Here is a 22142-nt window from a genome sequence, read left to right as displayed (position 1 = left end):
AGTTACTTTACAAAACGAATCGCCGTTTTACGATCCGATTCTCTTTCCTGATCCGTTGCGGATTCAGACACGACGGCAAATTCCTCCCCGTATCCTTCCGCTTCTACCACTTGCGCAGAAGCAAGAGCTGCTTTCACAGCATTCGCACGATCCTGAGAAAGCTTTTTATTCAAAGCATCGTCTCCTTTTTTATCGGTATACGCACCAATCTTAATTTTGGAAGCCGGATACGCTGCAAGGATTGCTTTTAAGTTGTCTAACTGCATTTGAGATTCCGGAGTTAAAGTCGTCGTTCCAAATTCAAAATTCAAGTTGTCAAAATTAAACCAACGGTCTTTTAAATCGTCATCGCTAAGCGAAGCGTAGTCCGATGAATTTAAAAACTGAACCACTTGGTCTTCAATTCCTCCTTTGTACGCATTCAGAGTTTTTCCGTCTGGAAGCATGACGCTTGTTGCTTCTCTATCCATAGGCGTAGTCGCTAAAGAGTCCGTCACAAGAGTCATGGTATCTTCATCTACCATAAGGGAATCCGTCTCGGTCATCGTGGTTTGAGTCTGCTTGTTATCGCATTGTTTGAAAAGGAAATACCCTGCAGCTAGTAGTAGCAGCAAAGGAAGTAACCATTTTAAAACGGAACTGGATTCTTTTTTCGGCTCTGCTTTCACATGCGTAGCTCCTGCTCTATGCACATCGACTTTTGGAGTCGTTGTATCCACGGGTGATATCGGGGGCACAGGATTCACAGGGGTGCTAGGATCCGGAACAATGGAATCGCCTAGTCCAAGAGACGCAAGGGAAAGACCCGCAGGAAGCAAAGAGGAAACAATTCCTTTTTGGTCTTTTAATAAAGAAGAAATTCCGCTCGCATCCAGATTTTGATCGGCTGCGTATTTTCCAATAGATCCTAAGGAGGCTCCCGTCACCATATTCAGTAGCGAACTTGCCGAACCGTTACTAATACCTGCAAAACCTGCAATGGAATTAATAAGACCTCCTACTTTTTCTCCAAAGATTTTTTGTAGCACAGAACTCACAAGAGAATTTCCAGTGGATCCTCCTAACAAATTGCCAAGAAGACCTTCGCTTGAAGCTCCGGTAATGGAATCAAGTACGCTCGAATCGTCCGCATGGTTTGCCAATCCTCCAATAACAGAAGGAATTAAACCCGAGATTGCTTTTGAAATTCCAGATTCGCTTTCGCCCAGCTGCGTGGCAGCTTGCGAGACTAAGGCAGGACCTAATTGCCCTTTAATTAGTTCAATAATGTTTAATGCCATAATAGTTTATTTTTAATGTTAACTATCATTCATTAAGCAAATACCAATCCAAAGGCCTAAATGTTAAAGTATTTTAACTATTATTTAATAAGCTTTAGCAAATAGCACACGGCGCGTGGAAGGCTTTCCTGTAAGCAGAGAAACTCCCTCTTCTGGAGCACTGTCTAAAGGAATACAGCGAATGGTCGCTTTGGTTAATTGCTTAATCTGTTCCTCTTCCTCCTCGGTTCCATCCCAATGGGCAGAAATAAATCCTCCCTTGGTTTCTAGAACCTCCTTAAACTCTTCAAACGTGTCCACCTTCGTGGTATGCTCCTCTTTAAAGTTTAATGCCTTGGTATAGATATCTTTTTGGATGGTTTCTAATAAGGATTCGATATAGTCCTCCACTCCTTCAATCGGTCTGGATTCTTTGGTGAGGTTGTCTCTTCTTGCAATTTCAAGAGTCCCGTTTGCAAGGTCTCTCGCGCCAAGAGCAATCCGAATCGGCACTCCTTTCAGTTCGTATTCCGCAAATTTCCAACCCGGCTTGTTTTGATCGTCATCGTCAAACTTAACCGAGATTCCTTTCGCGCGAAGTTTTTCTTGAAGTGATTTCGCCACTTCGCTCACTTGCTCTAATTGTTCTTGTCCTTTAAAGATAGGCACAATGACCACTTGAATTGGCGCCAAAGTGGGAGGAAGGACAAGTCCTTGATCGTCGGAATGCGCCATAATTAACGCTCCAATTAAACGAGTGGAAACCCCCCAAGACGTCGCCCAAGCATGTTCCAACTTCCCTTCTTTGTTCGTGAATTTCACATCAAAGGCTTTGGCAAAATTTTGACCTAAGAAATGAGAAGTTCCTGCCTGAAGGGCTTTCCCGTCTTGCATCATCGCTTCGATACAGTAGGTTTCAACCGCACCCGCAAAACGCTCTGAAGGCGATTTAATTCCGCGAACCACAGGCATAGCCATAAAGTCTTCTGCAAATTTCGCGTACACCTCTAGCATTTTTTCGGACTCTTCTACTGCTTCGGGCTCAGTGGCGTGAGCCGTATGCCCCTCTTGCCACAAGAACTCCGCGGTTCTTAAAAAGAGTCGGGTTCTCATTTCCCAACGAACGACATTCGCCCATTGGTTAATTAAAATAGGAAGGTCTCTGTAAGACTGGATCCACGATTTATAGGTATTCCAGATGATGGCTTCCGAAGTGGGTCTCACAATAAGTTCCTCTTCTAATTTCGCATCGGGATCCACAATTAGTTTTTGGGGATTGTTAGGATCGGTTTTTAAACGGTAGTGGGTCACTACAGCGCATTCTTTAGCAAATCCTTCCGCATTTTTTTCTTCGGCTTCAAAAAGACTTTTCGGCACAAACAGAGGGAAATAGGCATTTTGGTGACCTGTTTCTTTGAATTTGCGATCCAGTTCGTCCCGCATTTTCTCCCAAATTGCATACCCGTACGGTTTAATTACCATACTTCCTCTCACTCCCGAGTTTTCTGCAAGATCCGCTTTCACTACAAGTTCGTTGTACCATTTGCTGTAATCCTCCTCTCTCGACGTTAATTTTGCCATAATACTCTTATTTTGTCCGTTCTTTTAACTTTTGTGCTTCGTTTCAATCTAAATAAAAAGCGTAAATTTGAAAAGACTAAAAACCTTTTGTTTAATTCCGTTTTTAGCCAATATGCAAATATAAATTAAATTAAAATCTTTCACTCTATCATGAAAAAAAATATACATAAAAACCTGCCAAAACGGCCTTTTTCACAAATTAGCCTACTTGTAGGAGTCGCACTGTTTGCGATTTCTTGTGGAGCCTACCCAGGGGGCTACAGTGAAACCGATGGCGTTTACTACGATCCTAGCACGGACACCTTGCCGGTGGCCCAAGTAGGTGGAGAATACAACCAAGTAGGCGAATATTATGAGTACGACGAACCTTCAACCCTTGAAAAGAGCGAAAAAAACGTTCAGGATGCGAAGGCCCGTTATCAAAACGACAACTGGAACACGCTCGAAGCTACGGACTCCGATTGGGGATCGTACACGGGATCCATTACGCAGTATAGCGGTAGCGGTTGGGACTATCCTTATGGCTACGGATACGGACTCTACTCCGGGTATTGGCCAAGTCGTTTTTCCTTTAGTTTTGGTTGGGGATACTCTCCTTACTTTAACTACCGTCCTTGGGGATGGGGGTACATGCCTTACGATCCATGGGGATACGGATATTCTCCTTACTATGGGTACAATTCCCTTTACGGATACGGACCTTACTATGGGTATGGTGGATACGGAAACTACTACGGATACGGAAACTATTACAATGGTTACTACAGTGGAACTTACAACACTTACCGTGCACCGAGAAGAAATAGCGGACAGGACGGAAATTATAGAAATCCGCAAACCAATAGCATGAATAACAATGCAGGATTCCGGAATTCAGGAACTTTCCGATCTACGAGTCCAAACACGTCGAGCTCTACGCTTCGCCGAGGAACTCTAAACAACTCCAACCGGATGAACACGAATTCGAGAACACGGCAGCCGCAGCGAATAGAGCCGCGTGTCGAAAACCGAACTCAATACCGTACACCCGACAGTGGATTTAGAAATTCCAATTCAGGTGGCTTTAGAAACGACGGAGGCTTCCGTTCCTCTGGATCTTCAAGCTCCTCAGGGGGAAACCGTACTTCAGGAACTCGCGGCGGTTTCAGATAAAGTTTAAAAAAAATTCGTAATTTAGAGCAAGTTTAACCTCAAAATTAAAACGTTATGATTACCAAATCACTTACTATTTTAGCCATTTCTGCAAGCGTGGTGATGCTTCAAGCACAAAGCAAGCAAGAAAAAACACACGCCTCTAAAAATGGAACCTCCACTGCAACGACTTCTAGTTCTGTCTCGACTGACACTTCGATTAGTCTAAAAGCAAATAAAGCAAAAGGGCCTAAATACCGTACAAACCATAGGGAGTCTACGAAGGTAAACCATGCAAGTTTACGTAACCGCGGAAAATCACATAGTGTGGAAAAACGTTCTGCTCAAAATTTAAGCTCTGCTACCGCGTTTAAAGAAATCGGGGGACGAGAATTCTCTGATGAGGGCAAACAACTTCCAAAGGCCGTGATTGAGGCTAGCAAAAATTCGGGATACAACGGCCCTGTTAAACAAAAATAACAATCCAATAATAAATGTTTAAAAAGTCATTCACACTTCTTACAATTTCTGCGGCTTTCTATTTGCAAGCGCAGGATACGTCTGTCCTTCGAAATTCACTTGATCTCTATAGTAGCCCAAGCACGCTTGGTTCTTCTAAATTCAATTCCATGGCAGGATCCATGGGAGCTCTTGGAGGAGATGCCTCTGTCATCGCAACCAACCCAGCAGGGATTGGAGTTGCCATTGCAAGTGATCTTTCAGCTACTTTAAGTATTGATAAAACTCAAAATACGACCTCACTCCACGGCAATAGTTTAGACTACAAGCTAAACAACACCGATTTAGGCCACGTAGGGGCCATTGTGGCTTTCCCTACAGGAATGAGTTCCGCGTGGAAATTCGTTAACCTAGGAATTAGCTTCTCCAGAGAATCTGTTGAAGATTATTCGGAAGCTCCCGGAAACAGTCTTGTGACTTTCGACCTTGCCGATGGAGATCAACTCTCCTACAGTGCTCATGCCTTTAACCGCCTTGGGGACAAAAGCAAAATGTCGATCGCAGTGGGTGGAAACTACGACCATAGAATCTATGTCGGGGGGGCCATCAACCTTCACAGTGCGTCTTTGTCTCAATGGGACACGGCTGCGATGAAGTACCGTAGCGATGGAGAAACCGAAGTCTTTGCAAAACAATACACGCCTTATTTTGAAGATGCGAGCGGATTTTCTGCCTCCATTGGGGTCATTGGAAAAGTAAGCCCTGAGTTTCGATTGGGTGCAGCCATTGAAACGCCTACTTGGTGGAGCATGGAGCGTACGTACAGTTACTACGGTTTAGACAGTACCCAGGACGGTGAATACGGAGAGTCTCGAAGCATTTCGAGCCCAGCGAAAGCGACTTTAAGTGCGGCTTATGTTCCAAGTAAGAACTTTGCTCTAAACGTGGATTACAGTCTGGGACTATCCAAACCTAGCTTTGGAAAAATGGGTTCTGCTGCACAAAGCGAAATGGACGCGTTTTACTCAGATCACTACAAAAACAGTTCTGAAGTTAAAATTGGGGGAGAATATCGTTACGAAGGACTTCGTCTAAGAGCAGGATACGGCTATGCCTCGAGTCCAATCGATAACATGACCTTAGGAATTCTAAATGCGGAGGGACAAAATCAAGAGGCTTCTTACGAGGATCTCTATGCGGGCGCAAAACAAACGCTTGCCGCAGGGATTGGGTACGACTTCAAGTCCTTCTATATAGATGCCGCATACAACCACATTAGCTCGGAGTACAACATGCCTTTCTTAAGAGGTTCTGAGGCAGCTCAAACACAGTATTTTTCACCTAGTGCTTATTTTGCAAACGACTACGCTTTGGTTAGCAATGTAGATTCAAAAAGATCGCTAGTGACCCTCACATTAGGTTGGAAATTTTAAATAACCTCCCTATCCTCACAACAAAAAGGATTCGCAAAACATGCGAATCCTTTTTTATTTTCTCTAATCCGCTCTCTTTGGCTTTAGATCGTATGTACTTTCAAGAGGGGACTCGAGCCCGCACTCGATAGCACTTCGCTTCCCAAATGCCTGTTGTAATTAATGATGATGAAATTGGTGGCCTAGCAAGGCGAACGCAATTCCGAGAACGACCAGGACAATCTTAGACCAATCCACATTGTGGTTCTTGTTACTCTCAAAGATAATGACTGAAGAGATATGAAGGAAGATTCCTCCCACCACGGCAAGGAAATAAGGCTCTAGATTCGGATCAAAATAACGACCTAGAAGCATGCCTAAGGGAGAGGCAATGGCAAAGAGCGCAATGATAAACCAAGAAGAAGCTGAGAACTTTTTATGTTGGAACAAAAACGAGCCAAGAATAAAAGAAATGGGAAGGTTATGAATTAAAATCCCTTGCAAATACGGGGTGTTCCACTCCGTTTCATTCGCTAGTGGAATTCCTTCAATAAAGGCATGGATAAATAGACCCACAATGAGAGCTAAAGGCAAAATCGCATCCGCCGAATGATGATGCATATGCCCGTGCTCAAACCCTTTGGTCAAATTCTCAAGGAACATTTGAAGAAGCACCCCTGCAATGACCCATATACCGATGTTGTGATCGATCCTTTCATACACGATGGGAAAGACTTCGTTCAGGCAGATGGTAATTAAAAAGCCTGCAGATAAGACCAAGAGACTCTTGGCCACTTTTTGCTTTTGCCCTAAATACTTTCCCAGCAGTACGCCTACAATAACGCTTAAAATTAGAAGCAGTATAATCATAAAGTAGTTTTTCTAAATACGCTTAGACAGCGAGGAGATTTAGTCTCATGGTACGTACTTAATGCGTAATCCCCATAAGTTTTCTCTCTTACGAGTCCAAATTTCTGTGCGAGAGACTCTATATACTCTAAAGAGTGCAGCTGTACTTTTTCAAAGAAAAAATAAGGCTTCTTTTCATGCTCAAAGCGGATCTCTTTAATGACGGCACCTTGTTCGATGCGCTTTTCAATATGAAAAACAAGTTCGTCCCTTTTTTCTTCACTTTTGGGGACGAGAGATTCAATCACTTGCCCTTTGTTTAAGAAATCAAGTACAAAATAACCTCCCGGCTTTAGGACCTTCGAGACGGACTCAAAGACTTTTTCGTCGTCCTTAGGATCACTAAAATAGCCAAAACTTGTAAAAAGGTTAAAGACCGCATCGACCGGCTCCGAATCAATCGGATCCCTCATGTCGTGCACCTGGAAATCTAAATCTTTATGTTCGTAGGCTTTGTCCGCTAAAATACTCTCTTCCGATAGATCAAGTCCTAGTACTTTAAAGCCTAACCGACTTAAAAAAACACTATGTCGTCCTTTTCCACAAGCAAGATCAATAATATGAGCCTCAGAAGGCAATTGAAGATCTTGTAAAAGCAATTTTAGAAAGGCTTCAGCCTCGTTATAATCCCTGTTTTTATATAGTATATGATAGTATGGCGAATTGAACCATGTTTTAAACCACTCCATTGTGCAAAAATAGCTAAATTTGCCAAATTAAGACCGATTTAATCGCGCGAGAAAACATTACGCAGTGATATTAAATCCTTAGTCACTCTAAAACAACCCTATGACTTCAGACGATTTACAAATACAAATCAAAACCTTTTTTGGACTCGAAGAACTTCTTGCAGAAGAAGTGAAAAAACTGGGAGGCAAAAATGTGCAAATAAAAAACCGAGCGGTGAACTGTGAGGGGGATCTTGGCTTCTTGTACAAGATCAACTATTCCCTAAGAACGGCCCTGAAAATTATTGTGCCCCTATTTGAATTTCAAGCTTATAACGAACAAAAGTTTTACGATAAGCTTTATCGTTTTCCTTGGGACAAATACTTAAAAGCGGGACAAACTTTTGCCATTGATTCGACGGTTTACTCCGAGACGTTTTCACACTCGCAGTTTATTACCCTTAAGATGAAAGATGCCATCGTGGATTACTTCCGCGATCACTTTGAGATGCGTCCTAGCGTCGATGCAAAAAATCCCGATATTAAATTCAATTTGCATATTGACCGTGAATTTGTCACGGTCTCACTGGATTCCTCGGGCGATGCTCTTTTCAAAAGAGGCTACAGGCAAGACGGAGGAGAGGCTCCTCTAAACGAAGTCTTAGCTGCCGGAATGCTTCAAATTGCAGGATGGGATGGAAAAGGAAACTTCCTAGACCCTATGTGCGGATCTGGAACCCTATTAATTGAAGCCGCGATGATCGGTATGAACATGCCTGCTCAGCTCTACCGTAAAAGTTTTGCGTTCCAAAACTGGCCGAATTACGATGCCGAACTTTTCAAATCCATTAAAGAACACCGCCTTAACCGAATGACTCCTTTGGACGGAAAAATAGTGGGATACGATATTGATTCCAAGATGCTTCATGCGGCAGAAAAAAACTTAGCGGCAGCCGAACTTCAGGACGTAATTGAAGTTCGAGACCAAGATTTCTTTGAAAGCAAAAAAGAGTTATTCCCACTGCTCATTGTGTTTAATCCTCCGTACGACGAACGCATTGAAATCACGGATTCGGACTTCTACAAAAAAATTGGGGATACGTTTAAAACGTCCTACCCCAACACCCTAGCTTGGTTAATTTCCTCTGATCTAGAAGCTGTGAAAAAGATAGGACTTCGTCCTTCGCGCAAAGTCAAACTTTTTAATGGCAAATTAGAAACTCGCTTTTTGCAATACGAAATGTATGAGGGCACCAAGAAAAGAGGCGGACAAAGCAAAGTCGCTTCTCTAGACTCAACGGATACAACGGATACTCACAATACCTCAGAAAACTAAACCATCTTGACTCCTACCCTTAGCCTCATTATCGCCATATACAATCGAAAAGATGAACTTTTTGAACTTTTGAACTCCCTTGGATTTCAAACGGACAAAGATTTCGAGGTGATTGTTGTGGACGACGGATCCAAAATCGCCCTTCTTCCTACGATCGAACTGTTTCAGGATCGATTACCAATCGAGTTTTACCGAAAAGAAAACACAGGCCCTGGACTAAGTCGTAACTATGGAGCTGCAAGAGCCAAAGGAGAGTATCTTATTTTCTTAGACAGCGATGTCATTGTGGAAAAGGATTATATCGAGAATGTGAGAAAAAGCCTTGCAGAGATTCCGTGCGATGCTTTTGGAGGGGCAGACAAAGCCCACCGAGGATTTAATTTAATGCAAAAAGCCATCTCTTACTCCATGACTTCCCTCTTCACCACAGGGGGCATTCGGGGACATAAAAAAGGAGTGGGGAAATTTCAACCTCGAAGCTTTAACATGGGAGTTCGAAGAGAGGCATTTAAAGACGTAGGTGGATTTTCCGATCTGCGTGTGGGCGAAGATCCCGATCTCTCGATGACCCTATGGGAGAACGGATACACGACCGCCTTTTTTGACAACATTGCCGTGTATCATAAAAGAAGAACCGATTTTGGTAAATTTTCTAAACAAGTCAACCAATTTGGCGTAGCTCGGCCCATTTTAAACCAAAGACATCCTCAGTTTGTGAAAGCCACCTTTGCCTTTCCCTCTCTGTTTTTAATTGGGTATGTACTCGGCGTAGTAGCCTATTACGGGTTCTCGAATCCGATGCTTCTTTTGTTCTATGGTTTCTATACCTTCCTTGTTTTTTTCCATGCTTTAATCAAAACCAAAAACATAAGCATTGCAGGTCTATCGGTCATTGCCACCTACATTCAGATGTTTTCTTATGGATGGGGATTTTTAGAATCTTGGTTTCGACTAAACGTACTGAAACAGGACCCAAGAAAAGTATTTCCTAGGCATTTTTATCACAAATAAAAACGGTAGCTTATGGATCGTGCCGCAACTTCCAAAGAGTTTAGGGGGTTTGCATAAGGGCAGGATCGTCATAATTCACCATCCACTGGATGCCAAATCGGTCCGTAAGCATCCCGAAATAAGCACCCCAAAATGTGGGTTCTAAAGCCATTTGCACTTCTCCTCCTTCTTTTAAGGCATTAAAATAGCGATCGGCATCCTCTTTTGAAACGGCTGCAATCGCAATGGAAAAATTATTTCCTTTCGTGAGCTTTTCGCTACCCGGAAAGGTATCGCTTCCAAGCAAGATCGTTTCCTTTGAAATTGGAAGAGAGACGTGCATGATTCGGTTTTCATCCTCTTTTGAAAAAGGGGGCATGTTTTCCGAGGCTGGCACATCGGAAAAGCGTCCTAGTTGGCTAAACTCACCTCCAAAGACGGATTGGTAAAATAAAAAGGCCTCGTGGCATTCGCCATCGAAGTTTAAATACACATTTACGCTTGTCATAATTTCGTGTTTTAAGATTCCTATTTAAAGCAACTCTTGCTCTTTTGATTCTTATTCCAGTAGAAAGGACATATTCCCTCTATCGTAGTCGAGAAAGTGCCTTCTTATCCATTGTGTACAAAGCCAATCGATATCCCACCTCCACCAGTGCCCAAACGCCAATGCCTAGGATCCAAAACCAAATGGGAGTCGGAAGGCTCGCCATCATAAACAGGGCTTGAATCAAAAAGAGCACTCCGCAAATAAGGGCATACACTCTTTTTCTGTCCCAGGCAATCAGGGTAGAAACCCATCCTGCCAAGAGCGCAGCCGCTGCGTAGGATAGAATCACGAAAAACAGGGCCATAAACGGCGCATTTTTGATGTACTGAGAAAGTTCAATCATATTGTAGGGGTCCATGCTCTTAGGCTGCGGATACAATACATGTCCTAAATTTTGCACAAAGGTCATTAAAATTCCTCCGGATATAAGTCCTGCCAAAACGGCGATTGCTTTTTTCATATTCTTATTTTATTTAGCCTCGATCTCCTATTTTTCTACTTGATTCTTACTACATCAAACGCCAAACTGCCGAAAATGATGATCGAGATGCTTGCCAATCAAATGATTCCACTCTTTTGCTGAAAGCTTTCCAAAAACCAAGTGCATTTTTCCTTCAAAAGCCTCAGTTCCCATTTGCCCCGTCTTCGTTATATAGCCGCGAAGACGTCGATATTCAGTCTCAAAATCTTTCTCTTCTTTCTGTTTTAAATCCAAGGCAGTCGGTAAGCTTTTCTTAAAGGGCTTCGCACTCACGACCATGGGCTTTACCAAAAGACGAAGAAACTGCCTTTTTAAGAGTCCAGGTCTCTTTTTCTTATGAGGTTCAAAGACAAATTCAAAGCTTGCGTTCAAATGGGCTAGCATCTGAGAGCTACTCATTTTCCCCCACAGGGGCCTATTTTCTTTGCTTAGATGCTTTAGACGCTCTAAATACAGCTCCGCCGATTTTACTTCAAATAGACTCTCCACGATTCTTTTTTTGTTACTGCTCCCAGCCCCAAGGCTTTTTGGAAGTTTCCACGGGCTTAGTTAAATCGAAACGAACGCTAAAGACCCGGTCTTGTCCGATTCGTCTTAAATTATAGGAAAAGCTTTTCTCGTCTAAATCGATCCACCACACATTTCCAGAAGCGTACGAAATCAAATTCGCGGTCTCTAAGTCCGCTGGAAAGATTTGCTGTGTCTTAAATCCATAATTGCTACTTTCTCCTCCATACTGGGTGACTTTGTCTGGAGTTCCGTTTTCGAGTCTATGGTCATGCTTAAGTTTCAAAAGACCCTCTGGGCTTTTGCTTATCACCCAAGTTCGGGACTGATCTTCTCCTACATAGAAAGGAATTTTAATCACGCTGTCTTTGCAGTCTAAAACTTGCATAAGGAGAACTTGGCCTGTAAAGCCATCCCCCTCTTTCGCTCCTTTCGTAACGGTGCCTTCATAGGCCTTGCCACAATGCTTTTGAATTTACTTCCAAAATTGCTCGCTCGGTTTTTCCTGAGCGCTAAGAGCGGCCGTAAAACCTAAGGCGGCTAGACAAATCACTTTCCACTGGATCATAAAAATAAGTTTAAAAACAAAGATATTAAAATTCCATGCATCTTATTTTTTAATTATTCTAATCTGCTCCACTTCGTGAGAAGCCTTTTTTTACTCCTTTACTTCAAGTCGTTCTCCTTTCGTATGGGCGCTCATTTGTGGCGCGTAGTAATTTTGAATGCTCGCATGGCCTGCGCTAAAGCTTCCTGAAGCATTTGCGCGAAGTTCATATTCGAGCACATGCTTTCCTTTGGATACTCGTTCAAAATAGAAATCCACGGAGGCATCTCTTACCGCTTTGTAATACCCAAGTCCGCCGCTATAGACGTAGGACGACAGCGTATCGGACGGTTCTAAGCCGGCCGCTCTTTGGTCGCGGAGATGCAAATACTCCATCGGACGATCAAAATTAACTACGATCCGTACTTTCACTCGATCTCCAATTTTCAAAGGAGTCAAAGCGGATATTTTCTCAAGCACCTCGCCATTGGTTGTGGAACGAACTCTGTAGTATTCCTTGTCAATGGAAATTACACTTGAAGCAGATCCGATTTTATCAAGATCTTCATAGTATTGATAGTAGAGTCCTCCTTGCGCAATTCCAGGACCTTTTTTAAAGACCTCTACTTGTCCTTTTTCTTTCGAAATCTCTTTTGAACTTATTTGTGACTTTAGGTACCCAGGCGCTTCCACCACTAAATCTTCTTTCACGCTTTGGCCTCCCCAAAGAACTTCGGTCTTATCACTTTCTACTCCTGTCCAGGATTTTCCAGAGTTTAAAAGAAGGTAAATAACCTCTGCGGTCGCTCTTGAGGTATCCCAATGACTGACTTCTTTTTGTGTTAAGAGCCAAATCTTTAGTTCTTCTAGTGTTTTTTGGTCTGCAGGAGCTAAAGCATTGAAGGCTTCCAGCGCACCGGCATGATTGGCTATACTAGAGGAGAACCAGCCCCAATTGCCTGCATTCTCTTTCCAGTACATTCCCTGCGCTACTGAATCCACGGAGGTTTCTTTTAGGTACGTAAGGAGCTTTTTCGCAGTACTTGTAAGTTTGTACTCATTTAGAAGCATTGCTGCTCTATGCAGTCCGTAGAAGGTATAGTCCGAGGGTTTAAAACTAGGAGCCTTTTTGATAAACTGAGTTTTTAAAGTAAGTCCCATTCCTTTTAAAGGATACGAGGTTTCCCAATAATGACGAGCGTCTAGATAATTTAAAACCGAATTGGTCGTAAGAAGGGTTTCTACTTTCCCGTCCAAACTTTGCACTTCCCGATCTACATAACTCACAAGCTTTTTTACAAGGGAATCTAAATTCGAACTGTACGAATTTAAGTCTTTGCCCATCCACTGATTTAAGCGACCCAAATTCTTCAAAAGGTAAAGAGAGGTATAGTAAGAACTTGGAGCTCCCGGCTGCCAGCTAAAGCCACCGTCCGGATTTTGAAGTCTCTGTAGTGCCGCCCAATTTGCCGTAGTTGAGGCTTTCATTGTGCTGCGGTCAAAAAGTCTCGCAAGACTCACCATTTGCTCTTTTTGATTCTCACTTTCTAAAACCCAAGGCGTTTCTTTTAACAGAAGTTCTTTTAGTTCTTGGTTCTTCTCTAAATTCGACTCCAAAAGATCTTTGGACTGGTAGGCTAAAAACACTTGCTCCATTCTTGGGTTCTGTTTTAGCACTTCTTGAGCAATCACCTCCGCTACCCACTTGTTGAACTCAGAGTCTGCTGATTTTTGAGTGTCTTGCATCAAGCTCGGAAGTGCGAAAAGAACTTCCCAAATCGGATTGGAAGAGAGCTCTAGAGAAGCTCGTACCGGCTCCATCGTACTCGAATTCCCCTTAAGTAAGTTTTCAATTTGGAAGGTCTTTCTTTCATTCTCCCTTACAAAGATAGCGCGAGACTCGGTCACGAGTTTGCGATTTGGAAGAATGGCAATAGGCTTTTGCTCTCCGTCCGAAAACGCTCCGGACTTCGCCGTACTGCGTACTAAAATTGCACTCACTCCTTTCGGCACCTTAAGACTGTACTCCACAAGCGCACTTGAATTTCCGCTTAGATCAAAGCTTTTCGAAGTACTTGCAAGTCCGAATTGATCGGTTATATCTTCTAGGGTGGACGCGTCCAGAATCGCAAGGTTTGCATTTCCTTTTAAGGGCGTATCCACTAGACTCGAAATTCGAGTCTTTAGTTCCAATTGATCCCCTTCTCTTAAGAATCGAGGATAATTTACGGTGAGAGAGAGTTTCTTTTGAGTCACCACTTCTTTTTCCAACATTCCAATTTGCAAATCTTTCGTATGGGCTAAGAATTGAAGTCTCCATTGCGTTAGCGCTTCAGGAGAAGTGAACTCAAAATGCACATTCCCCTCAGAGTCCGTTCTTAGTTCTGGAAAGAAAAAGGCCGTTTCGTTTAGGTTCTCCCTAAGCGGAACTTTGGGCTCCTCGACCAGTGTCTCATCATAATCGTCGCTTTGCTCTTGATACAATTGCGAGTCTGCAGGAGCCATCACACTTTCAATTTGCGTTTCCAATTTTGCCACTTGCCTCTGCATGGAATCGGCTCGCATACTAGAAGTCCCTCGAATGACCATTTGTCCTGCGTATCTAAGGTTTGAATCCATCCAAGAAAAGGTAGGAAGTTGCACGTACTTCGTTCTTTTGTAAGGAATCCGTTTGGAATATTGGACATGCGTAAAGTTCTCCGAATGGTCATAGCGAGTGAAATACGAGCCCGCAAACCCGATCGGATTCCAACGAATCAAATTGGCAGCAAATACATCCAGACTCTTGTCGTACATCGTAGCGAGCAGCTCTGCATTAATTCTTTCTTTTCCTTTCCCCTTCACCTTTACGCTCCATTTTTCAGTTTGTCCCGGTTCTAGCTTGTCTCTAAAAACCGTCGTTTCTAGGATTAAATCCCGAGAAGGCTGCACAATTTTAAATTCAACACTTTTCGTTTGCACCTCTCCTAAACTTGAAACTTGCAACTGTACGAGAAGAAGTTCAGACTTTGGATCTTTAGGTGCGCTCACCTCTAATTTTGCGACACCACCCCGGAAAGGTTTTTCTTCTAATAGCGTACTTCCATCTCCATTCTGGATAAAGAAACGAGCGATGGCTCCTGGAATAGCCGAGTAGGCATAGACCGCTGCGCTCTCCCCTCTCTGAAGTGAATCTTTTTCAGCAATTAAGGCTGCAAAAGGAGTTTGATCGTTACTAAGGCCTTTCGGGTTAAAGACTTCAAAACGTCTCTTGGCCTGTATGGTATCGGCTCCTTCCTTATTGTAAAGGGTAAGCTCATAGATCCCTGGGGTTAATTTCCCGAGCGAAAGGGTTTTCCCCTGCGAAGTCTTGCCATCAAACACCACTTTCTTAACGTGGGATTCTTTTTCTAATTCCTCTTCGCTATAGCGATCAAATGGGAATTTCTTTGCAAAATCTTCATAGCTTAAAGTAGGGAGGTCTTGAACATAAGGTTTGTACTGATCCCGGTAAAGCCTCAAAGGACCTTCTAGCATTTCTAATTTAGCTAAGTAAGACCTCTCTAAATCCTGATCGCTGTAGTTTTTGACTTGCACCGAAAACTCCGTAGGCTCATCTGACAAATAAGAATCTTTCCCCTCTGCATTTAGGTAATGAGAGACGGAGGCCACTTTGAAGGCCTGCTGAGAAGAAATGCTCTCTCCATTGAGGTCAAGTACGCTTGCACTCACCTCGTATCGATCGACTTGTAGCCCTTTTAAATTGGGATCTTTTTCAAGCGTCATTTTAATTTCAAATTCTCCTTTTTCATTGGTCTTAGTCTCTCCTAAAATAGAATTCTCATTGGAAGGCGTTTGAGGGAACCAGCGGAAATACATCCAACGGATGTTCTCTTTTTTGATCTCATACGTAACGGGAGTGTTTGCCATCGGCACCCCGCTGTAGGATTCCGCTTTCCCTTTCAGGGTAAGGCTTTGTCCATATCTATACTCCCCCTTAAGCGGCTCAAAAACCACCTCAAAATTAGGACGTTTGTATTCTTCTACACGGAAGGATTTAGAGATTTCAAGGCCTCGATAGGCTGCATTCGAAGCGTTTTGCCCTCCTTTCGTTCTCAAGTAAAACATGCCCGGTAAAACCGTAGTGGGCAAGGTAAAACTCCCATGGTAACTACCAAATTCTCCACTTACAAAATCTTTTGTACTTACCGTGACTCCGTTTGAGTCCACAAGTTCTACGCTTTGGGTAATGCCCGGAGCGACGGCCTCACTTCCCGTCTCCGCTCGGGACTCACTTACAATTCCTTTAAAATACACCACTTGTCCGGGACGGTAAATCGCTCGGTCCATAAAGAGCTGCGTACGGAAAGAAGGACCTTCTTTCTGTTCCATCGAGCGATAGTCATTCTCACCGTAGCGATTTAATAGCGAAAACCCTTTTCCATGGCTACTTTCCAGTAGGTAGTACCTGTAGACATTTTCATTTGTGGAAGTAGGAAAAACAAACTCTCCATTTCCATTCGTATCGACTTTATACGGCTTGAAACTTGCTCCCCGAACATATTCTAACAATTGAATTTCAGAGTTTCCAATCGCCTTACCCGTCCATCTATTCTGGAGTTGAAAGCGGTCTTTGGTACCCTTTGTTACTTCGTTTTTTTGCACAAGCACACGGTCTTCAGAGACTAAAAAGTAAAACAGATCGATCTCAGAATCCACTTGGTACTCCCCTATGTAGAGACCGGGTGCAAGTCCGTCAAGCGAAAAAGCGGTTTTATGCATCTGAAAATCATCCGATTTAGGAAGCGTAAAACTCGTCTCCTTCACTAAGCTCTTTTTGATCGTTTGGTAGAGATCCTTTTGGTAAGAGGATTGAACAATTTTTAAAAAGCCTTCTTTATCGCCCGTGGCCTCGTAAAGTTTGAGACTGAACTTAGACGCATTCTTATGCTCTGCCACCAAATGGATTGGTTGGTTTGCATCCACTTGTGTAGGAAAAACTACCTGGACCACCGGCTGCTCTATCCGGCGCTTTTGAAGTCTTACAGCTTCTAAAAAAGGAGAGCTTGGGTACGTAGAGATCGCAACCTGTGTCCATTCTGTTGCCTTTTGAAGTTTGTTTTGGGAGATAAGCTCCTCCACAAGGTCTTCGATGAGTTTTACTTTGTAATCGAAATCCCCTGCAGTGCTCGTATAAAGCGTAGTAAGCCTCTCGACTTTGTTTTCACAAGCCACCGCCTCACAATCAAAAAGAAGTTTTTGATGCTCTAAAAAGAGCTTGCTGTTTCCTTTCGTAGAGTCTATTAATTCCTTGTAAAGGGCTAGAATTTCTACTCGATTTTGAGTAAGTTCATTTTTGGTGAAAAGACTCGAGTCCTTCAAATAAGCAATTTGCTGCAATCGGAAATAAACCCAAAGTGTCTCCACGTACTGAATGTCGGACTCACTACCAAACAATTTTTGATAAGGGGCCATTTTCACAGACTCAAGCTGAGACTTATTCTTAGCGAGCATCTCTAGACTTTTGCCAATCTCGGTTTTAAAATCAAGAGAGCTCCAAGTCTCAATTTGACTGTAATCCGCATTGAGAACGTTTGTTCTCGCTTGAATCTTCCAGCGGTTTCGAAGGTAGTATTCATACAAAAATTCACTTTTGAGAACCTCAAACATACTTTTTGCCTCTCCCTTCAATTGAGGAGAAACCTTCTCTAGGCTAGAAAAGAATTCGGAAGCGATCCGATTGTTCTCATCGTCGCTTGTAAGATTCAAAATAGCAAACTGCTCTTTGAGAGATCGAATTAACTCATCCGTCTTATTCTCCTGGATGGCTTTTGCCTCAATGTCTTTTAAAAGGGGAAGATTGCTCTTAAAGAGTCCCTGCTTTTTGTTATTCTCTACAGTTTTCCAATTCATTTCATAATACGATTGCGATTTTAAAAGACCTACCGGTACAATTAAAAATAGAGCCAGCAGAATAAAGGCGTTTTTCATCTCAGTTGTTTTTTTCTTATCGCGCAAATACGCGGGGGTACTTATATCTTATATTATTAAAGAAGCAAAAGGTTAAAAGCGTAACTTTGTTTTTTATGAACGGATCGTCTCGCCTTAAAACCTATCTAATCGACTCTCAAATCTTTGTGTCCCTTATGGGAACGCTATTTGCCGTCTTTTTTATGGTAGAGCAAAACGCGTTCCGACTTCCGAGCGTCGTGCTGATCTTTGTTACTTATTTGAGTGGATATCTCTACACAAAATACCAAGGACAGAAGAAAATGCTCTCGAAGATTCTCGTCTTAAATATAGTGACATTTTTGGTTTCGGCCCTCTTTATTATTTTGAACCATAATGAAATACGCCTATTAAAGTGGCTAATCATTGTGCTTTTGGGACTTTTATACAACTCTACTTTCCTTGACGATACCGTCCGAAAAGTCCCTCTACTCAAGATTTTTTACGTAGGACTTGTCTGGGCCCTTGTGAATGCATGGCTGTTTTCAGAACCAATTCACTGGCCTATCTTTTTCATGAGTTGGCTTTACATTACTGCCTTAGTCCTTCCTTTTGACATTCGGGATCTCCCGAAAGACCAGGTCTTAACCCTCCCAAAATTAATAGGAATTCAAAACACAAAAAATTTTGCTTACCTGCTTCTTTTTCTAAGTTCTCTTTGCGCCTCCTATTTCCTTAGTTTCTCATACGCTTTTTGTTTCTTTGTTTCGGGCGTCATTGCTGGAGTCCTTATCTACTACTGCAGCCCTAACAGAAAAGACAGCTATTTTTCGTTTTGGGTGGAACTCTGCTCAGGTCTCCCGTTTTTATTTCTCATATTAATGGAGTATTTTTGAACTCTGTAATTTTTACTAATCCTTTTTAATTCGCTTATCTTTTGGTTGTTTCTCAGCTCCACATTGCCCAATTTAAAAATCATCTGAACCGAGATTTTGAATTTTCCTCTCAAATCAATTGTTTTGTAGGGAACAACGGATGTGGAAAAACCAATCTCTTAGATGCTTTGCACTACCTTTCGGTAGGCAAAAGCTTTTTATTAAATACAGACTCTTCAAGCATCACGCAAGGAATGGATTTTTTCAGCCTGAAGGCAGAGATCCAAGAGGAGTCTACCCTTGAAGAAGGAACTCAAAAATACAGCACACTTCAGCTTCAAATGCCCTTAGAGGGCAAAAAGAACCTGAAGAAGAATGAGAAAATCTACCCTCGATTAGCTGACCACATTGGCTATCTTCCTACGGTTTTAATCTCTCCTTACGATTCGAACTTAATTACCGATTCCGGAGAAAGCAGAAGACGGTTTTTAGACCAAATGATTTCCCAAACGGATCCTGAATATCTCTTTGAGCTCATCCAGTATCAGAAAACCCTGAAGCAGCGAAATGCGCTTTTAAAATACTTTCAAAAGAACCGAAGTTTTGATTTAGATTCTTTGGAGATTTACACGGCTCCTTTGCTTGAATTTGGCGTGCCTATATTTGAAAAAAGAAAAAAGTTTATTGAGAGTTTAAATCCCCTGATTCAGCAGTTTTACTCCACCCTCTCGGCAGGCAAAGAATCCATTAGTGTTCGCTTTCAGTCGGAATTAAACTCCGTCGATTTCCAAACTCTATTAGAATCCAACCTGAGTAAAGACCGCCAACTTACCTACACCTCAAGTGGTATCCACAAGGACGATCTTCTTTTTGAAATGAACGGTACCCTATTAAAGAAAACAGGGTCTCAAGGGCAACAAAAATCCTTTCTAATAGCCCTAAAGCTCGCTCAAATCAAGCGACTCGTAGAACTCACCAAGAAGACGCCCATCCTGCTTCTAGACGATATATTTGACAAACTAGACTCCCACCGGGTAAGCAATCTAATTGCCCTTATCAACCGCGAAAAATTCGGTCAGATGTTTATCACGGATACGGACAAACAAAGAACGGAAGAAATTGTAAAAAGGATTCACGAGGACAGTAAAATCTTTGAAATCTCCTCCCAAGAGAACTCGGAAAAGAAATAGATCATGCGCAAGAAAAAACGAGAATTCAAGGCCTCTGAGCTCATGGAAATCTTTGCGAAAAAGAATGGATTTCAGCAGCAATTAACGAGTGAAAAAGCAAGAGAACTTTTAGAAGGCTATTTGGATAAATCTCTGTTCGCAGAAATACAAAGCGTACGCTTGCAAGGAACCACCCTTGAAATCAGAATCCTCTCTCCCCTATTGAAAAATGATTTCCGAATGCGAAAATCCTTCTTTCTAAAAAAATTCCAAGACGAACTTGGAGAGGCGAAAGTTACTTCTCTTCAGATTTTGTAGAGGTCTTTTCCACAAGCTCCTTGGCTTTTGTATCGAGTTCAAGAGATCGAATTGGAAGAAAGAAACGAAGTGGATTGGAAAGGAAATACCTTCCAATTTCTTTTAAAATCAATCGAACACCTCCAAACGTAATTTTTCTTGAGCGGAAGGCAAGCGCCATCGAGAAACCAAAACTCACTAAAAAGTTAAAGAATCCAATTAAAAAGACCGTGATAAAACTAATCCAAAAGGTATAGTTACTCACCAGAAAGTCCTTTCCATAGAGTCCAATGGCGAAGTTTCCGGCGGCAAAGGTAATGTGTCGAATGTCTAAATCCAGCCCTAAGAACTTCCCAACAGGCCCCGTGATCCCTAAGAACACCCCAAACCAAAAGTTCGAAATAATTCCAGCCCAGTTCTTTTGATAATAGTCGGATAGCCCGCTTGCAAATCGTTTCCCTAACAGGGAATTGATTAGTGGATTCTTATCAATACGCGCAGGAATTTGATAGTAGACGGAGCTATTTCCAATACTCCCTGAAATAATCCCAGAGACAAAAAGATAAAACCCTGCGATGCTCGCATGGAAAAGGGCTTTAGACTCAAAAGGATCGAGGTCATTTAAAAAGACGCCCGCCTTGTCGGTTGCAAAGTTTTGATTAAACAGGACATCCAGCCCATAAATAATGACGAGTGCCACTGGGAAGGCTAACGCCACGTTTCCAATGAAGGCAATGAACTGACTTCGGAATAACTTCGATATTAAATGCGCAAATTCTTTATAGTTGGTCGTGGTATTTTTCTCATCCGAAAGCACCTTGGCCATCGTCGCTGCGGTCATGGCTGGCTGTTTTGTAGCGAGGGTAAAGCCCATCAGATAAATCATGATAAAGCCCATCGCATAATTCATGGCATACATAAAGGCGTGAGAAAACTCACTGCCCGGCGCATAGCCATAAAGGAGTTTTAAAACGCAGAGCGCTCCTACAATGATTCCACCTCCACTTGCTTTGTAGAACATCTTCATGTACTCCTTTCTCGTGGAAGTAATGTAATGCGCACCTGTCTCAGCGGTGTGGTTCGTAATCAAGTGGGATTGCAGCCGAGTCGCGTCGTCAAAGAGCTCTGATATATTGTTCTTATGCGACTTATACTCCATAATCTTAAAGATTAATTCTTTGGAGTTTTTCACCACGTCCTCAGGTCCATCAATCGCCCAAAGTGAAAAAATATCTGAGATTCGATTGATCTGCTGACGGATCTTTAATAAGGATTGGTTAATTCGGCTGGTGATTCCGTATTTGGAAGAGTTCTTAAACGCGGTATCGATGAACTGGAGACATTGTCCTAGGTAGATATTAATCTGCTTGTATTCGGGGTCTTTGGAGGAAAACTGAAAATCAGGATTCTTCGTCATCTCCATTTTGAGAAGGTCCATCTCGTCTTGAAGGGCCAAAAAGGGATTGTCGTAATTCATGTATTCGGGAACCATGTTCATTACACCCGCTTCTAAAGCGTTCCCCACCGCTCTCCAAGCCAAAATATTGGCAGAGAAAAGCATTTCTCTTTTCACCTTTTTGCGGGTGATTAAATTGTCAATTCCTAACAACTTGAAAAAGGCGTCCAATTGCTCCGAAGGAATGCTTTTCAAATAGTTGAGATCGCTCCCTGGTCTTGTCGAGATAAAGTCCACGAGATACCAAATCGAATTTTCATTTCCTACAGGAGGCAAAATAAAATCTAAAGTTCTTTTCCGAAGTTCCGGAAAGAACGCATTTTCAGAAAGAATATTAGCCTCGGTTAGGGAAAGGTTAAAAGGCTTGTCTTTAAAGAGGCCTTCTAAATAAGATCCGAAGTTTCGTGCAATGTCTTCACTGTGGATGAAGAAATCGAGCACCACGGAAAAGTCTTCTTTTTTGACGCTATGAAACACTTCAAACAAAGGCTCAAGTGAGGTCGTTTCGTTCTTAAAACTAAAGTATTTTTTAAGAACGCTTCCAAAAGCCGGTTTATTTGAAAGAAATAATGCCATGAATATCTTTT

Annotated in this window: 18 protein-coding genes; 8 read left to right on the top strand and 10 right to left on the bottom strand. The window is 42.4% G+C overall.

The window, feature by feature from the left end:
• Nucleotides 1-2 precede the first annotated feature (2 nt).
• Nucleotides 3-1280, bottom strand: coding sequence for a DUF937 domain-containing protein (locus ACX3PZ_RS06800; protein WP_459112333.1), 1278 nt, complete (start codon nucleotides 1278-1280; stop codon nucleotides 3-5).
• An 84-nt stretch (nucleotides 1281-1364) separates the two neighbouring features.
• Nucleotides 1365-2840, bottom strand: a complete 1476-nt coding sequence (gene proS, locus ACX3PZ_RS06795; protein WP_459083710.1) for a proline--tRNA ligase — start codon at nucleotides 2838-2840, stop codon at nucleotides 1365-1367.
• Nucleotides 2841-2990: 150 nt separating this feature from the next.
• Between proS and ACX3PZ_RS06790 the strand changes: the two genes are divergently transcribed.
• The 3 genes from ACX3PZ_RS06790 to ACX3PZ_RS06780 are packed head-to-tail and all read left to right on the top strand — an operon-like array spanning nucleotide 2991 to nucleotide 5863.
• Nucleotides 2991-3992 carry a prolyl-tRNA synthetase gene (locus ACX3PZ_RS06790; protein ID WP_459083709.1) on the top strand — a complete coding sequence of 334 codons (1002 nt, stop codon included), beginning with the start codon at nucleotides 2991-2993 and terminating at the stop codon, nucleotides 3990-3992.
• Between the two features lie 54 nt (nucleotides 3993-4046).
• Entirely contained in the window at nucleotides 4047-4451 is a 405-nt protein-coding gene (locus ACX3PZ_RS06785; RefSeq protein WP_459083708.1) for a hypothetical protein, read from the top strand.
• A 14-nt stretch (nucleotides 4452-4465) separates the two neighbouring features.
• Nucleotides 4466-5863, top strand: coding sequence for an OmpP1/FadL family transporter (locus ACX3PZ_RS06780; protein ID WP_459083707.1), 1398 nt, complete (start codon nucleotides 4466-4468; stop codon nucleotides 5861-5863).
• 159 nt (nucleotides 5864-6022) lie between these two features.
• On the opposite strand, the gene ACX3PZ_RS06775 is transcribed toward ACX3PZ_RS06780, so the two are convergent.
• Together ACX3PZ_RS06775 and ACX3PZ_RS06770 are read right to left on the bottom strand one after the other, a co-directional pair.
• On the bottom strand, nucleotides 6023-6712 hold the full coding sequence (locus ACX3PZ_RS06775) for a ZIP family metal transporter (protein WP_459112332.1): 690 nt from the start codon (nucleotides 6710-6712) through the stop codon (nucleotides 6023-6025).
• Nucleotides 6709-7440 carry a class I SAM-dependent methyltransferase gene (locus ACX3PZ_RS06770; RefSeq protein WP_459083705.1) on the bottom strand — a complete coding sequence of 244 codons (732 nt, stop codon included), beginning with the start codon at nucleotides 7438-7440 and terminating at the stop codon, nucleotides 6709-6711. Before ACX3PZ_RS06770 ends, ACX3PZ_RS06775 begins: the two co-directional genes overlap by 4 nt.
• Nucleotides 7441-7540: 100 nt before the next feature.
• Here ACX3PZ_RS06770 and ACX3PZ_RS06765 point away from each other — a divergent pair, with 100 nt between their 5' ends.
• Nucleotides 7541-8755: a THUMP domain-containing class I SAM-dependent RNA methyltransferase gene (locus ACX3PZ_RS06765; RefSeq protein WP_459083704.1), complete on the top strand. Its 1215-nt coding sequence runs from the start codon at nucleotides 7541-7543 to the stop codon at nucleotides 8753-8755.
• A 6-nt stretch (nucleotides 8756-8761) separates the two neighbouring features.
• Nucleotides 8762-9766, top strand: a complete 1005-nt coding sequence (locus ACX3PZ_RS06760) for a glycosyltransferase family 2 protein (protein ID WP_459083703.1) — start codon at nucleotides 8762-8764, stop codon at nucleotides 9764-9766.
• A gap of 40 nt (nucleotides 9767-9806) precedes the next feature.
• Here the strand turns inward: ACX3PZ_RS06760 and ACX3PZ_RS06755 are convergent, their stop codons facing one another.
• The 5 genes from ACX3PZ_RS06755 to ACX3PZ_RS06735 all read right to left on the bottom strand — a co-directional run bounded on the left by ACX3PZ_RS06755 (nucleotide 9807) and on the right by ACX3PZ_RS06735 (nucleotide 17800).
• Nucleotides 9807-10253 (bottom strand): VOC family protein, encoded by a 447-nt coding sequence (locus ACX3PZ_RS06755; RefSeq protein WP_459083702.1) that lies wholly within the window; start codon nucleotides 10251-10253, stop codon nucleotides 9807-9809.
• A 79-nt stretch (nucleotides 10254-10332) separates the two neighbouring features.
• Nucleotides 10333-10755 carry a hypothetical protein gene (locus ACX3PZ_RS06750; protein ID WP_459112331.1) on the bottom strand — a complete coding sequence of 141 codons (423 nt, stop codon included), beginning with the start codon at nucleotides 10753-10755 and terminating at the stop codon, nucleotides 10333-10335.
• Nucleotides 10756-10809: 54 nt separating this feature from the next.
• Complete coding sequence (locus tag ACX3PZ_RS06745) at nucleotides 10810-11265, bottom strand: DUF1569 domain-containing protein (protein ID WP_459112330.1); 456 nt, start codon at nucleotides 11263-11265, stop codon at nucleotides 10810-10812.
• A gap of 13 nt (nucleotides 11266-11278) precedes the next feature.
• A complete protein-coding gene (locus ACX3PZ_RS06740; protein WP_459112329.1) occupies nucleotides 11279-11671 on the bottom strand; it encodes a hypothetical protein in 393 nt (130 codons plus the stop codon).
• A 270-nt stretch (nucleotides 11672-11941) separates the two neighbouring features.
• A complete protein-coding gene (locus ACX3PZ_RS06735; RefSeq protein ID WP_459112328.1) occupies nucleotides 11942-17800 on the bottom strand; it encodes an alpha-2-macroglobulin family protein in 5859 nt (1952 codons plus the stop codon).
• Nucleotides 17801-17895: 95 nt separating this feature from the next.
• Between ACX3PZ_RS06735 and ACX3PZ_RS06730 the strand changes: the two genes are divergently transcribed.
• Genes ACX3PZ_RS06730 through ACX3PZ_RS06720 form a run of 3 tightly spaced genes read left to right on the top strand, consistent with a single transcriptional unit; the run spans nucleotide 17896 to nucleotide 20120 of the window.
• Nucleotides 17896-18654, top strand: a complete 759-nt coding sequence (locus ACX3PZ_RS06730; protein ID WP_459112327.1) for a UbiA prenyltransferase family protein — start codon at nucleotides 17896-17898, stop codon at nucleotides 18652-18654.
• Nucleotides 18655-18695: 41 nt separating this feature from the next.
• Nucleotides 18696-19823, top strand: coding sequence for a DNA replication/repair protein RecF (gene recF, locus ACX3PZ_RS06725; RefSeq protein WP_459112326.1), 1128 nt, complete (start codon nucleotides 18696-18698; stop codon nucleotides 19821-19823).
• A 3-nt stretch (nucleotides 19824-19826) separates the two neighbouring features.
• Nucleotides 19827-20120 carry a hypothetical protein gene (locus tag ACX3PZ_RS06720; RefSeq protein ID WP_459112325.1) on the top strand — a complete coding sequence of 98 codons (294 nt, stop codon included), beginning with the start codon at nucleotides 19827-19829 and terminating at the stop codon, nucleotides 20118-20120.
• On the opposite strand, the gene ACX3PZ_RS06715 is transcribed toward ACX3PZ_RS06720, so the two are convergent.
• A complete protein-coding gene (locus ACX3PZ_RS06715; RefSeq protein WP_459112324.1) occupies nucleotides 20098-22131 on the bottom strand; it encodes a recombinase in 2034 nt (677 codons plus the stop codon). The two genes, ACX3PZ_RS06720 and ACX3PZ_RS06715, sit on opposite strands and share 23 nt — an antisense overlap.
• Nucleotides 22132-22142: the final 11 nt, after the last annotated feature.

Source organism: Chryseobacterium sp. A321, assembly GCF_054489265.1.
The sequence above is the reverse complement of the archived record's forward strand: the minus strand, read 5'-3'. Positions and strand labels throughout refer to the sequence as shown.

Bases quoted from the DNA above. Each gene is read 5' to 3' on its own strand.
- ACX3PZ_RS06800 (WP_459112333.1), bottom strand. From the start codon at position 1,280: ATGGCATTAAACATTATTGAACTAATTAAAGGGCAATTAGGTCCTGCC.
- proS (WP_459083710.1), bottom strand. From the start codon at position 2,840: ATGGCAAAATTAACGTCGAGAGAGGAGGATTACAGCAAATGGTACAAC.
- ACX3PZ_RS06790 (WP_459083709.1), top strand. From the start codon at position 2,991: ATGAAAAAAAATATACATAAAAACCTGCCAAAACGGCCTTTTTCACAA.
- ACX3PZ_RS06785 (WP_459083708.1), top strand. From the start codon at position 4,047: ATGATTACCAAATCACTTACTATTTTAGCCATTTCTGCAAGCGTGGTG.
- ACX3PZ_RS06780 (WP_459083707.1), top strand. From the start codon at position 4,466: ATGTTTAAAAAGTCATTCACACTTCTTACAATTTCTGCGGCTTTCTAT.
- ACX3PZ_RS06775 (WP_459112332.1), bottom strand. From the start codon at position 6,712: ATGATTATACTGCTTCTAATTTTAAGCGTTATTGTAGGCGTACTGCTG.
- ACX3PZ_RS06770 (WP_459083705.1), bottom strand. From the start codon at position 7,440: ATGGAGTGGTTTAAAACATGGTTCAATTCGCCATACTATCATATACTA.
- ACX3PZ_RS06765 (WP_459083704.1), top strand. From the start codon at position 7,541: ATGACTTCAGACGATTTACAAATACAAATCAAAACCTTTTTTGGACTC.
- ACX3PZ_RS06755 (WP_459083702.1), bottom strand. From the start codon at position 10,253: ATGACAAGCGTAAATGTGTATTTAAACTTCGATGGCGAATGCCACGAG.
- ACX3PZ_RS06750 (WP_459112331.1), bottom strand. From the start codon at position 10,755: ATGAAAAAAGCAATCGCCGTTTTGGCAGGACTTATATCCGGAGGAATT.
- ACX3PZ_RS06740 (WP_459112329.1), bottom strand. From the start codon at position 11,671: ATGCAAGTTTTAGACTGCAAAGACAGCGTGATTAAAATTCCTTTCTAT.
- ACX3PZ_RS06735 (WP_459112328.1), bottom strand. From the start codon at position 17,800: ATGAAAAACGCCTTTATTCTGCTGGCTCTATTTTTAATTGTACCGGTA.
- ACX3PZ_RS06730 (WP_459112327.1), top strand. From the start codon at position 17,896: ATGAACGGATCGTCTCGCCTTAAAACCTATCTAATCGACTCTCAAATC.
- ACX3PZ_RS06720 (WP_459112325.1), top strand. From the start codon at position 19,827: ATGCGCAAGAAAAAACGAGAATTCAAGGCCTCTGAGCTCATGGAAATC.
- ACX3PZ_RS06715 (WP_459112324.1), bottom strand. From the start codon at position 22,131: ATGGCATTATTTCTTTCAAATAAACCGGCTTTTGGAAGCGTTCTTAAA.